Here is a 12138-nt window from a genome sequence, read left to right as displayed (position 1 = left end):
GCTGCCATTATTACTTAGTTCGCTAGCCTCCACGACGGGGCGAATTTTAATCAGTCTGGCAAGAAACCCTTAACCATCGAGCCTGAAACCGCCTGCCAAGCATTGTTACCCACTATCGGTGGTCGTGGGTGTCACACAATTTCCCCTATTCGCTGTGTCTGATTCACTTTCTGTGGGATGAGGAGTGATTGATGACGGAGAAGCGTGCCAGAACTGGCTACCCCTCTTTGGTGGTGGCCATATGTGGTTTTGTTGCACTTGGAGGTTTGATTGCGGTGCTCAGTGCCTGGTCGTTCGTCGGCCAGCGGCTGAAGGAAAGCCGCGACGCTGCACTTGCGGAAGCCGTCTCGGTCAGGGCCAGGGGCGTTGGGCTCGATTTTGCCCGGGAACTCCACCAGGATTGGCGCAATCTTCGGCTTGTTGCGGTTGAGATGACAGGGCGCGGCGAGCCTGCCGTCAGAACAGCATTGGATCTGATCGTCGCCGAAAAGGAGCGAATCTCCTGGGCCGGTCTTGCGTCGGTCGATGGAAAGGTCCTGACGGCCTCATCCGGCATGCTGGAAGGCGCCGATGTTTCTTCTCGTCCGTGGTTCACGAACGGCCTTGGCGGAGATTTTGCCGGGGATGTTCATCCGGCCGTTCTTCTGGCGGAGCTGCTGCCACCCATTGGAAACGAGCCTCGCCGCTTTCTCGATATGGCTACGCCTGTAACGGATGAATTCGGGTCGGTCGAAGGGGTGTTGGCCTTCCATATCAATCACCACTGGGTCGAGCAGTATCTGACTGAAACCGCCCATTCCATGGGGCTGGATGTCTATGTGATCGACCGGACAGGGAACATTGTTGCACGAACAGATGGCCTTTCCGAGCGGATCGACAAGCTGCAGAGTTTTCGGTCCGCAATGACCGGTGCCCGGCAAACCGGGGTGGAGAAATGGCCGGACGGCGCAACTTACTTCACGACCGTGATCCCGGTGCTCGGCTATGCGGACCTGCCCGCATTCGGCTGGAGCATGATCGCGCGCATCAACAACACTGCGCACCCCATCGGCGAATTCACGAGCCTTTTCATCGTCTACTTCGTGACCCTCGGCATCGTCCTTGCCGCTCTTACGGCCTTGTTCATCCTGATTTTCGTTCGACCATTTCGCAAACTGGCAAAAACCGCCAGGGCTGTCATGCGCGGTGAGGACATCTACCCCTATGAAGCAAGGACCACGGCGGAAGCGAGCGTGCTGAGTGCGGCTGTCGCACGGTTACAAAACAAGATGCAGCCGTAAGATCTTGTGCTGTCAGCGCTGTGGCGCTGACAGTCTTTGTGCAAGGTCACCAAGCAACGCGCGGTACCGGGTTTTGGTTACGCCCGGGGCTTCTCCCGTTGTGTAGAAGCGGCGTAGCAGGGCTTCATGCTGTTCCGGTTGCGGCTCCAGCAGGAGGCGGGCGCCGTCGTCGTCCGGCATCGTCACAATGGCATTGACGATGCCAACACCGTCGATTTCGATCCGGACCGGGGTATCGTCAGGTATCGACGCACCACGGATCCTGACGGAGTTCTGCGTCAATCCCACGATCCAGACCCGGGTTCTGCCAATGTCTGAATGAAGAATGGCCCGTTCGGGTTTGTCCTGGTAATGGATTTCGCGTCTGGGAAGTTCCACGCAGACAATCATCGTCACGCCGAGGACAATCAGGTTGTAGAACGTCCAGAACATGATCACGAGCTTGCCATCGCCCGCGTCATTATACGCAAAGTGGTCGGAGATGATGCCGAGCAGCAAGCCGACAATGGTCAGCAGGAAGAACGTACCGAAGAGGGCAATCAAGCGCCACTGAACGACCACCCGGCTTCTGTCGCCGCCTTTTGCGGTCACCGAGAAGGGATGTCCCTTTGGAAAGAACAGTCCCGTGAAGGCAGCCCTGGTAATCGGCACTGCGCCAAGCAGCTGGCTGATGTCGTTGACGATCGGAACGACCAGGCCTCCGGACACAAAGTTCAAGGTGATCAGGATCCAGAGGTAATAGGTGCCGAAATAGCGCAGCACTTCCTGCAAGGTCGCATCGACGACCATGATGTTGAAGTACCAGTAGAGCAACGGGTAGACGAGGATAGCGATCCGGAACGGAAAGTTCGTCGTCCAGTAAAGCACGCTGTCGATCACGCTCCACCGATCGGCAAGCCCCAAGCGATTGTTGGAAAAGGGGCCGAACCGGCTGCGGGCGATCTGCATCATGCCGAGGCACCATCTGGCGCGCTGGCTGATGTATTCCTTGAGACCTTCCGGTGCGAGGCCCTCGGAAAGGGCTTCATTCAGGTAGACCGTGTTGTAACCGGCGTCCTTCAGGCAAAGCGTCAGAAGGAAATCCTCGGTGATGCTTTCCGTCGAAAACCATCCGATCTTCTGCAGCGCGTTCCAGCGGATGACGGAAGAAGTTCCGCAACAAAAGGCAATGCCCCAGGCATCGCGCGACGGCTGCAGGTAGTCGAAGAAAAAGCGTTGTTCGTCCGGATAGGACCGGCTGAGGCCGAGATTGTGCTGGATCGGATCCGAGTTGAAGAAATGTTGCGGCGTTTGAACCAGTCCAACCTTTTCATCCTTGAGAAGAGCGACCGTTCTCTTCAGGAAATTGCTGTGTGGAACGAAGTCTGCATCAAGGACGGCAATGAAACTGGGCGCTGTATCTTCTTCGGCCATTTGGCGAAGCGCATGGTTCATGTTGCCTGCCTTGGCACCCGTGTTTTCGGGCCGGCTGACGTAGGTAACCCCTTGCGCAACACAATAGTCCTTCAGCCAGTCGCGCCTGCTGTCATCAAGCACATGGACGCTGAAGTCCGGATAATCGAGGGCAAGTGCTCCAACGATCGTCCTTTCCAGAACGTCTCGCTCTTCGTTGTAGGTGGGGATGAGAACCGTCACCTTTGGAGCGGGCTCGGGTTCCCACCAGTCTTGCTGCCGGTCCGCCTCCTGCTTGCGGTCGCGGTGCCTCGACAGGATAAGAAACGCACTGAGCGAGGACAGGCACGCTGCGCATTCGATCGCGAAGAAGGACCAGCTTGCGAGGCAGTCGAAGGTCAGATCCAGCGGTGCAAGCGTGTAGGCGGCGCGCCAATACAGATATCGCGCGGTCAGCACGGCGCAGGCTGCAAAGAGCAGGGCCCTGTGCCAGGTTTTTTCCCGGGACAGAAGCAAAGGAACAAGCATTCCAAGCGCCAGCACAAGGTTGAGCTGCACGATGCTGGAAACGGTGTCGCTTAGGTAAAGGACCGGGAACATCTCAGAGCCAGAGGGTGCGCAGGAAATCGAGAGGTCTTGCTTCGAAGAAAACCCGGCCCGTTCTCCCGATCGCACAGGCGAGTGCCGGATCTTCGCGGATTGCGGGCACGACAAGCGTCACGTCGAAGCGCTGCAGGTGTCTTTCGCTGGGCGCAACGGCAAGGTTTCGGTAAATCGTCTCTGCTCCGGAACCGGCCAGACGCGTGATTGTACCCTCCAGAACCTTCTGGTCGTTGCTCACGCGAAACTTGGCAAGGTCTCCGATCTTGAGGCGGTTATAGACGGATTCCGCGACACTCAAGGTGATGATCGTGGAGGTGCAATTCACCAGGCGCATCAATGGCTCGCCTCGTTCAACCGTCTCGCCGTTTGCCGTCAGCACTTCCCAAACGGTTCCGTCGACGTTCGAAATGAGTTTCGAGGAGGCCAGCCGGTTCACTCTCAGCCGCTCGACATTGATGCGATTGTCCAAGGCCTTTGCCTTTTCCTTTTCCGCATTGAGCAAGGCCTGGTTTTCGGATTGTTCCAGTGTCAGTTCCGAAATGCGTTGTTCGGAGTAGGGAGCATCATTGTAACCATCGCCTAGAAACGTTCCGTCTTGAGCCGCCTGCAGTTCGATCTCGACAACGGCCGCCCGTTGGCGTGCACTTTCCAGATCCTGCGCTGCAACTCTTTGCGTCGCTCTGATCCGCTCGAAGGAGGCTGAGGCCTCCAGGCCGCGATCTGTCAGCTGTTTGGAGCGCTGGAAAGCCGCCTCCGCCTCATCCCCTCTGGCTTCGGCAGCACCGATTTCGAAGGTCAAGGCACGCAGCTCCGCTTGAAGCTGCAGGATCCGCTGCTGCTGATAGCGCTCCGATCTCGCCTGCAAATCACTGACGGACTGTTCGATCGCGGCTATCACGGTCGACAGTCGGTCGACCTCGGCTGTCGCAAACGCCTTTTCGCGGATCATGTCGTTGAGGTAGATGTTGTCGACAAGGGGATCATCAATCGACCCCAGTTGTTCACCCTCTGTAACAGACGATCCGAGCAGCCGGTGCTCCAGCGTCAGTTGTCCGGCTGTCGGCGCCCGTACCGTTGTGAGCCTTGCATTGATAACCGCATCTGCGCTGGTGCCTGACAACTGCTCCCCTGCAATCACAAACCCCGCGGCGACGATGACCAGGCCTGCAAGCAACAATCTCAGAATCCGCATCGGACCTCTCAAATGAGTCTGTCGAGAATGAATGCCCCCAGCGCAAACTCCCGTATCGCGTGAAGCGTGTAAAGGGAGCTTCTTTGCATTAGTTAATATCCCGGGCCTGTGGAAAGAAATCCAATCTATTCAATCGACAAGGAGGCTTGGGCGAATTCGATCAAAGGTTGTGGAGGGAGGGAAATCGAAGCATTCCTGCATCCCGTGGCGCATGAGCGAGGCACGTCCTGATCCCGAAGGACAGTTTTGCAGACCCTTCAAGCCGACCTGACTCCACAGATTTTCTGGCAATTGCAGCGGTTTAAGACGCAGGGCAGTTCAAGCGTCAATTCATTGAGTATCGTCTTCTTGTAATCAGCCCGCCCGTGCGGCGTTCCAATCCGCAAGGTGCCGCAGGATTGGCACCAGGGCGAGGCCATCGCGTGTCAATGAATAGCCGGTTGCAACATGTGCCGATCGGGACACCAACCCATCTTTTTCAAGTTCGCGCAATGCCCGGACGAGGACGCGGCGGCTTGCAAATTCAAGGCGGCGCTGAATGTCCGGTAGGCCGCTATCCTTCTCGGACAGCACAATCAGGATCGACGCTTTCCATTGTCCGCTCACGGTCTGGAGGCCGGCTGCAAGATCACACCATCCGTGGAGGTTCCCTCGGTTTCGCTCCTGGATCGTCGACCAGGTCCGGCGGGCTGTGTCAAAATTGTCAGACTGGTCCATGCGCGGGAAACTCCGATAGGTGTCTCCCGAAACATGGAGACCACGCGATGTCAGTACAAGTTTTCACCGGATTTCATCACTCTGCGATCCGCTCGCCGGACCTTCAGCGCTCCGTTTCCTTTTATGAGGAAATCGGTTTCCACCAGGTGCACGACTGGAGACTGCCGAGCTACGGCATCGATCGCGCGATAATGATGCAGGCACCCGACAGGAAAAGCTGGATCGAATTGTTCGACCTGAGGGCCGAGATCCCGATGCAAGGTGTTGGTGCGCAGCAAGGGCAAAAGGTTTCGACAGGTGCGCTCGCACATCTCTGCTTGAGCGTGACGGATCTTGATCAGGCTTGCGTGCGGATTGTCGAAGCCGGTGCGAGGCATCTGCACGGCCCGGAAGCACTGACACTTGGCCAACCCGAAGTGCGGGTTCGCAACGCAATTTTTGAAGGGCCGGCCGGCGAGATCATCGAACTCTTGCAGACCGTTAGCTTCCCCGGTGATCGCTAGGTTTGGATAGCTCTCGGGAGATCGCGTCGCCCACTAATCCCGCCCGTTGTCCCAGGCCTTGAGCTGGTCCACGGCCCGTTTGGGGCCAAGGGTCAGGCGGTAGAAGTCGAAGAGACCCGGACGCACCGAGGCGAAAAAGTAATTGAAGTGAAGCGCAAAGAAGCGAAAGCGCAGGTAGCGAAACCTCTTTGCGGTCATTCGGTCCGGAATGCACACGCTGTACCGTCTGGGTTCCGGCAACGTCTCGCCCGATTTGTTCGGCTGCGCATAACGCGCCACAGGCGTGGTGCGGCCACCGCAAAGCGGGTCATGCGGGCCGTAAAGATCCGTCCAGTCGACACCGGACCGTGCCACCGCCGTCATGGCATCACCAAAGCCGTCTTGCGCCCCGAACCCGCCGAGGCAATCGAACGCCGGTCCCATCGTGACAAAAGAGAAGCCGCCGGGGCGTCGAACGATATCCGGCTGCCGGCGCAGGACAGCGGCAAGAATGTAGATCGCCACGAACGTGCCGCAGCTGTGCGACACGAACACCAGGTCCGTATCTTCGTCCGCTTCCACGGCCGCGGCAACGATGAGGTCGGCGCTTTCTTCGATACGGGCAAGCATCTCGGGGTGGTCGTTACGGGCAAGCCGGGCCATGAAGTGCCAGCTGTTGACCAGGTACCGGAAGTAGGACCTGGGTTCCAGCCAGGTCATGAGCAGGTAAACCGCGAGCATCCACGCCGCGCTGCCTCCCAGCAACACGGACCAGGCGATTTCTTCGGCATGGCCTTGCCGAACCGCCGCGCCCACATTGCGCAGAATGACCGGTGCCAGAAGAATGGGTGGCAACAGGCTGGCCAGGAAATACAGAAGCAGTCCAACGGGGGGATAAAGACAGAAGACCCCATGCGCCCAGTTGCTTTTCAATGCAGCCCGATATCCGCCCGCCTGGGCGATCATCATGAAGGACCGGATGGCATCTGCAATCGTGCGTGGCCAGGAGCGACGAAAATCGGCCTTGATGACGTCCCGCCAGCCAAGCTGCACAAACGTTGTCTCGACACGGCTGTCCGGCCAGTCGACATGCCCGCTCCAACTGGCCGTGGTGCCGCCGGGATCAAGACCTTCGGTGAGCTGGGAAAGGGCACCGTTCACCTTCCGGATCTTCAGGAGGGTGTCGAACTCCTTGCGGAGCAACGGGAAGCAGTAACGGGCCGGACGCAAATCATAGCCAGGAAAATAGATCACCAGTCGGTTCAGGCGGTTCTTTATTTTTCTCTCCTGACAATACTGCTCGTTTAACCGGTCTTTGCGAGCCGGCTATTATTCTTGTTCGGACAGGTTCCATCGACTTCCCCAGCCTGCGGATCCAGCATGCACCAAACGACATGGAGGCGGCACCTGGCAAGGTCTGTTCCCCTCTTTGCCCACTGGACTTTCGTTTCGCCGTCACTATGCTGCACCTGCGAAAAGAAACCCCGGGCGGGAAACGGGGTCGCGGGAGGATGAAACAGATGATCATCTGCCGGACGAAGGCGGAGATGCGCGAAGCTGTGCGAGGCTGGAAACGCGCGGGTGAAACCGTCGGGGTGGTGCCGACAATGGGCTATCTGCATGAGGGCCATCTCGGCCTCGTGCGCATGGCGCGGCAAAAGGCAGGCCGCGTGGTTGCCACCATTTTCGTCAACCCCACCCAGTTTGGCGCCAATGAGGATCTGTCGACCTATCCGCGTGATGAAGCGCGTGATCTGGCGCTTCTGGAGGCGGAAGGCACCGACGCCGTGTTTCTGCCGAGCGTTGAGGAAATGTACGGCGTCGGCGGAGATACCTTCGTCGAGGTTCCGGGCCTCTCCGCCATTTTGCAGGGCGCTCTCAGGCCTGGTCATTTCCGGGGTGTCTCTACGGTCGTCACCAAGCTCTTCAACATTGTCACGCCGGATTTCGCTGTCTTCGGCGAAAAGGACTATCAGCAGCTGACCTTGATCCGGCAGATGGTCCGTGATCTCGACATGCCGCTGGAAATCGTGCCGCACAAGACGGTGCGTGAGGCAGATGGGCTCGCGATGTCGTCGCGCAACGTTCGCCTGACGGCGGCGCACCGGGCCGACGCTGTCCAGCTCAGCCGGTCGCTCAGCGCTGCGGAGGAACTCGCGAAATCGGCCCCGGCAATTTCGGTGCTGGAAGCTGCTGTCCGCAAAAGCCTTGCCGAAGCGCCCTCGGGAAAGGTGGAAAGCGTCGACATTCGCGATGCGGAAACCCTTGAAGAGCTTTCCGGCATGCTTGACCGCCCGGCCGTGGTGCTGCTGGCCGTGCGCTTCGGCACTGTTCTCCTGATCGACCAGCGGGTGATTGCACCTGCCGCCTGACAATCCGTCTCAAGCCCCTTATCGAAAGGACGCCGCATGAGCACCCAGAAACCCGTTCGCCGCATCACGGCCCCGCAGATCACCCGCCGCAAGGGCGGTGATCCCATCGTCTCGCTGACCTCCTATCACGCGCATACGGCGGCCATCGTCGACAAATACGCCGATTTCATCCTGGTGGGTGACAGCCTCGGCATGGTCATGCACGGCATGGAATCCACCGTCGGTGTCTCGCTGGAACTGATGATCATGCACGGCAAGGCCGTGGTACGCGGCACCAGCCGGGCGCTGGTGGTGGTCGACATGCCGTTTGGCACCTATGAGGAAAGCCCGTCGGTGGCCTTCCGCAACGCTGCCCGCGTGATGAAGGAAACCCAGTGCGGGGCCGTCAAGCTTGAAGGGGGTGCGCGCATGGCCGAAACCATCCGCTTCCTGAGCGAGCGAGGCATTCCGGTGATGGCCCACATCGGTCTGACGCCGCAATCGGTCAACGTCATGGGCGGTTTCAAGACGCAAGGGCGCGACGAGGACAGCTGGGCCAGCCACGAGGAAGACGCAAAGGCCGTTGCCGAGGCCGGTGCTTTCGCGCTGGTTCTGGAAGGTATGGTCGAGCCGCTGGCGGCGAGGATCACCAAACAGATCGCGATACCGACCATCGGAATCGGAGCGTCCGCGGAGTGCGACGGTCAGATCCTGGTGCTGGAGGACATGCTCGGCCTTAATCCGACGCCACCGAAATTCGTCAAGGTCTACGGCAATCTTGGCGGCCAGATCGAGGCAGCGGTGAAAGCCTATTCGGAAGAGGTCAAGGACCGCAGCTTCCCCGGTGAGAGCGAGGTTTACCGGTAAGACCAGTTTTTTACCTCTCGGTTGGTCATCCCGGACGCAGTGAAACGGAGATCCGGGATCGGGGCGCCCGTGCCTTGCCTTTTGCACGTGTGCTCACACCGACCGCCGGTGGCTCTCCGATCCCGGCTCGCGCTGCGCTTGGCCGGGATGACGATGGAGTGGGTTTGCCATGGTGTTTCACGAAATATCTGGCCGCGTGACTTCTCTCCTCTCAGTTGGTCATCCCGGACGCAGTGAAACGGAGATCCGGGATCGGGGCGCCCGTGCCTTGCCTTTTGCACGTGTGCTCACACCGACCGCCGGTGGCTCTCCGATCCCGGCTCGCGCTGCGCTTGGCCGGGATGACGATGGAGTGGGTTTGCCATGGTGTTTCACGAAATATCTGGCCGCGTGACTTCTCTCCTCTCAGTTGGTCATCCCGGACGCAGTGAAACGGAGATCCGGGATCGGAGCGCCCGCGCCTTGCCTTTTGAACGCGTGCCCACGCCGACCGCCGGTGGCTCTCCGATCCCGGCTCGCGCTGACGCTTGCCAGGATGACGACGGAAAGGTTGGTTTTCCGGCGCTAACCGATGGAATGAAATTAACGCCCGATTTCCGGCTGCAGTGAATTCTCGCCGGGCGTAAGGTCGGGTCATGCTTATGACCCGACCCAGTTTCGACACGCTCTATGAAGCGCTTCTGAACCGTGATCCGTCCTACGACGGACGCGTTTTTGTCTGTGTAGCTTCTACCGGGATTTTCTGCCGGCTAACCTGTCCGGCGCGCAAGCCGAAGCGGGAGAACTGCACCTTCTATGACACCGTGTCCGAATGTTTTGACGCCGGTTTCCGCCCTTGCAAGCGCTGCCGTCCAACCACGCCGGAGGCCACTGCCGACCCGGTGGTGAAGCCGTTGATCGAGGCACTGGAAAAGCGTCCATCCTACCGCTGGGGCGAACCGGATCTCGTGCGCATGGGGTTCGACACCTCAACGGTGCGCCGGGCCTTCAAGCGGCATTTCGGCATGACCTTTCTGGAAATGGCGCGCCAGCGGCGCCTGCAGGAAGGGTTCTCGACACTTGCCGACGGCGGCAAGGTGATCGATGCGCAGATCACGGCCGGGTTCGACTCGCCGAGCGCGTTTCGCGAAGCCTTTGCCAGGATTCTTGGCCAGTCTCCTGGGGTCTTTTCCGCCAAGCCCCTGCTTTTCGCCGACTGGGTGGCATCGCCGCTCGGTCCGCTGATTGCCGTCACCGACAGGACCCAGCTGCATCTGTTGGAATTTCTCGACCGAAAGGCCTTTCCGACAGAGTTCAGGAAGCTGCAGACCTACGCCAAGGGTGAGATCGGCTTTGGGCGAACGGAGGTCACCGACCAGATCCAGGGAGAACTCGATCGTTTCTTTGCCGGAACCGGCGGCCAATTCCAGACAAGGCTTGCCCTTCACGGTTCTGCCTTCACGCGGGATGTCTGGCGCGAGCTGCTGACCATTCCGCCTGGCGAGACCCGCAGCTATTCCGAACTGGCAAGGGCGCTGGGGAGGCCGGAAGCTGTGCGGGCGGTTGCCCGGGCCAACGGGGCCAACCAACTGGCTCTCGTCGTGCCGTGCCACAGGGTGATCGGCGCGGACGGCTCCCTCACCGGGTATGGTGGGGGGCTCTGGCGCAAGCAACGCCTGATCGAACTGGAGCAGAGCTACCGGCAGACCCCTGCTGCTTGACGGTGCTCGCCTTGCCCTCGTTTTGGTTCGGCGTGTTAGTGGTCGAAGCGGACTGGCACCTGCATGTTCATGCGCGCAACACGAATATCACCCGGAAACTTGGGCATGGGCGAAGCCCTGCGCACCATGTCGAGCGCGGCCTGGTCCAGCACCGGGTGCCCGGAAGACCGGGTCACGCGAATACCGGAAACAGCACCGTTGGATGAAATCGTGAAGCCGACACTCACCGTTCCCTCCAGTCTCTGACGTTTCGCTTCACGGGGATAACGTTTTGCGCGGCGCAGTTTGGCCACCACCTTGCCCTGATAGTTGGACGTTGCTCTGGTGCCGCCATCATTGGTACGGGCATTCGCCCGGCCATTGGTGTTGGATTTTGCGTTCTGGCTGGTGACGCGTTCACCACCCTTTCGGGCGCTGGTTTCCGCACCCTTCCTCTGCGCTTTCACAACCTTCCTGGCTTTTTCCCGCTCTTCGGTCTTGGGGGCTTCCGCATTTCGCACGGGCGGCTTGGGTTTGCGGTTCGGTGTCTGCGTGACCTCGGCCAGCGGATCGGCAACAGGCTGTTGCACTTCGGTTTGCAGGTCCACCGGCTGAACAGTCTCGACCGGTGCGGCTGGCTCCACCCGTGCAATTTCGACAGGTTTTTGCTCCGGTGCCGGCTCGACTGGCTCTACTGGCGGCTTGACCGGTTCCGGTGTGACACTGCCCTGCAACGTTTCGGACGCCGTCGCCACCTCCGGCGTTGTCGCCGGCGCTTTCACCGGTTCCAATGAAGTAACGCCTGCGACCATCGGAACGGACGGAGCAGGTTCTGAAGCTGGCGTGTCAGGCACTGCCTCGGCAACGGCCGGGCTTGGCTGCACTTCTACCGGTCTCACCGGCGTGCCGGACCGCACCTCGGGCTTTGCGGTGTCCACCTGTACTTCTTCGATTGGCTCTACGTCCGGCTTCACGTCCTCGACAGGCTGAGGATCGGCTACGGCATCCACTTGTGCTCCGGCTACAAGATCCTCGATGGACCCGATCACCGAAACGCCGCCGCCTTCAGAAGCTGCAATGGAGATCTCATTCGGATCTTTCGCGAAAAAGGCGGCGCCGGTGCCGTGCAGCACCAGAGAAAGGATGGCCCCGGCAGCCAGGAAACGCGCGAAACTCACTTAGAGCCTCTTCTTGTTATGAGCACGATGTCGGTGCGTCCGGCATCCTTCAGCTCGCGCAACACCTTTTCCAGGGCGTCCGCCTTCAGCGTGCCGTCCGCAGCCACCTTGATCGGGCCGTCAGTGCCGCCTGGCTCTTCCTGCTGCGCAAGCCAGTCGGCAACGTCGACTTCAGCCTCTCCGGCAAAGGTGCGGCCTTGCGGGTCAACAATGAGTGCGCCGGTGGACCGGATGGTCTCGTCTTCCAGTATGTTCAGCGGCGGTTCGATTTTCCTGGCATCGTCCCGGGCAACCGACCCTGCAAACAGGAAGAAGATCAGCATCAGGAAAACGACGTTGATCAGCGGAATGGTGTTTTCCGGCGGTTCGCGGCGCTGTGGGGATTTCGTGCGCATGA

Annotated in this window: 11 protein-coding genes; 5 read left to right on the top strand and 6 right to left on the bottom strand. The window is 59.8% G+C overall.

The window, feature by feature from the left end; all coding sequences use genetic code 11:
* Positions 1 to 191 precede the first annotated feature (191 nt).
* On the top strand, positions 192 to 1280 hold the full coding sequence (locus HEP89_RS05020; protein WP_168691463.1) for a cache domain-containing protein: 1089 nt from the start codon (positions 192 to 194) through the stop codon (positions 1278 to 1280).
* Positions 1281 to 1292: 12 nt separating this feature from the next.
* Here the strand turns inward: HEP89_RS05020 and HEP89_RS05015 are convergent, their stop codons facing one another.
* From HEP89_RS05015 to HEP89_RS05005, 3 genes are all read right to left on the bottom strand, one after another.
* Positions 1293 to 3272 (bottom strand): cellulose synthase catalytic subunit, encoded by a 1980-nt coding sequence (locus HEP89_RS05015; RefSeq protein WP_168691462.1) that lies wholly within the window; start codon positions 3270 to 3272, stop codon positions 1293 to 1295.
* A 1-nt stretch (position 3273) separates the two neighbouring features.
* Positions 3274 to 4467, bottom strand: coding sequence for an HlyD family efflux transporter periplasmic adaptor subunit (locus HEP89_RS05010; RefSeq protein ID WP_077290918.1), 1194 nt, complete (start codon positions 4465 to 4467; stop codon positions 3274 to 3276).
* 354 nt (positions 4468 to 4821) lie between these two features.
* Positions 4822 to 5184 carry a helix-turn-helix domain-containing protein gene (locus tag HEP89_RS05005; protein WP_077290917.1) on the bottom strand — a complete coding sequence of 121 codons (363 nt, stop codon included), beginning with the start codon at positions 5182 to 5184 and terminating at the stop codon, positions 4822 to 4824.
* Positions 5185 to 5231: 47 nt separating this feature from the next.
* On the opposite strand from HEP89_RS05005, the gene HEP89_RS05000 reads away from it, so the two are divergent.
* Complete coding sequence (locus HEP89_RS05000) at positions 5232 to 5687, top strand: VOC family protein (protein ID WP_077290916.1); 456 nt, start codon at positions 5232 to 5234, stop codon at positions 5685 to 5687.
* A 33-nt stretch (positions 5688 to 5720) separates the two neighbouring features.
* On the opposite strand, the gene HEP89_RS04995 is transcribed toward HEP89_RS05000, so the two are convergent.
* Positions 5721 to 6920 carry a hypothetical protein gene (locus HEP89_RS04995; RefSeq protein WP_168691461.1) on the bottom strand — a complete coding sequence of 400 codons (1200 nt, stop codon included), beginning with the start codon at positions 6918 to 6920 and terminating at the stop codon, positions 5721 to 5723.
* A 266-nt stretch (positions 6921 to 7186) separates the two neighbouring features.
* Here HEP89_RS04995 and panC point away from each other — a divergent pair, with 266 nt between their 5' ends.
* The 3 genes from panC (at position 7187) to HEP89_RS04980 (ending at position 10584) form a co-directional block, all read left to right on the top strand.
* On the top strand, positions 7187 to 8038 hold the full coding sequence (gene panC, locus HEP89_RS04990) for a pantoate--beta-alanine ligase (protein ID WP_167579628.1): 852 nt from the start codon (positions 7187 to 7189) through the stop codon (positions 8036 to 8038).
* A gap of 36 nt (positions 8039 to 8074) precedes the next feature.
* Positions 8075 to 8884, top strand: a complete 810-nt coding sequence (gene panB / locus HEP89_RS04985; RefSeq protein WP_077290913.1) for a 3-methyl-2-oxobutanoate hydroxymethyltransferase — start codon at positions 8075 to 8077, stop codon at positions 8882 to 8884.
* Between the two features lie 635 nt (positions 8885 to 9519).
* Positions 9520 to 10584: a trifunctional transcriptional activator/DNA repair protein Ada/methylated-DNA--[protein]-cysteine S-methyltransferase gene (locus HEP89_RS04980; RefSeq protein WP_168691460.1), complete on the top strand. Its 1065-nt coding sequence runs from the start codon at positions 9520 to 9522 to the stop codon at positions 10582 to 10584.
* 35 nt (positions 10585 to 10619) lie between these two features.
* On the opposite strand, the gene HEP89_RS04975 is transcribed toward HEP89_RS04980, so the two are convergent.
* A complete protein-coding gene (locus HEP89_RS04975) occupies positions 10620 to 11741 on the bottom strand; it encodes a TonB family protein (protein ID WP_168691459.1) in 1122 nt (373 codons plus the stop codon).
* Complete coding sequence (locus HEP89_RS04970) at positions 11738 to 12136, bottom strand: biopolymer transporter ExbD (RefSeq protein ID WP_062490616.1); 399 nt, start codon at positions 12134 to 12136, stop codon at positions 11738 to 11740. The genes HEP89_RS04975 and HEP89_RS04970 overlap by 4 nt, the downstream gene beginning before the upstream one ends.
* Between the last annotated feature and the right edge of the window lie 2 nt (positions 12137 to 12138).

The organism is Labrenzia sp. 5N (assembly GCF_012395805.1).
Classification (GTDB): Bacteria; Pseudomonadota; Alphaproteobacteria; order Rhizobiales; family Stappiaceae; genus Roseibium; species Roseibium algicola.
The sequence above is the reverse complement of the archived record's forward strand: the minus strand, read 5'-3'. Positions and strand labels throughout refer to the sequence as shown.

Bases quoted from the DNA above. Each gene is read 5' to 3' on its own strand.
- HEP89_RS05020 (WP_168691463.1), top strand. From the start codon at position 192: ATGACGGAGAAGCGTGCCAGAACTGGCTACCCCTCTTTGGTGGTGGCC.
- HEP89_RS05015 (WP_168691462.1), bottom strand. From the start codon at position 3,272: ATGTTCCCGGTCCTTTACCTAAGCGACACCGTTTCCAGCATCGTGCAG.
- HEP89_RS05010 (WP_077290918.1), bottom strand. From the start codon at position 4,467: ATGCGGATTCTGAGATTGTTGCTTGCAGGCCTGGTCATCGTCGCCGCG.
- HEP89_RS05005 (WP_077290917.1), bottom strand. From the start codon at position 5,184: ATGGACCAGTCTGACAATTTTGACACAGCCCGCCGGACCTGGTCGACG.
- HEP89_RS05000 (WP_077290916.1), top strand. From the start codon at position 5,232: ATGTCAGTACAAGTTTTCACCGGATTTCATCACTCTGCGATCCGCTCG.
- panC (WP_167579628.1), top strand. From the start codon at position 7,187: ATGATCATCTGCCGGACGAAGGCGGAGATGCGCGAAGCTGTGCGAGGC.
- panB (WP_077290913.1), top strand. From the start codon at position 8,075: ATGAGCACCCAGAAACCCGTTCGCCGCATCACGGCCCCGCAGATCACC.
- HEP89_RS04980 (WP_168691460.1), top strand. From the start codon at position 9,520: ATGCTTATGACCCGACCCAGTTTCGACACGCTCTATGAAGCGCTTCTG.
- HEP89_RS04970 (WP_062490616.1), bottom strand. From the start codon at position 12,136: ATGCGCACGAAATCCCCACAGCGCCGCGAACCGCCGGAAAACACCATT.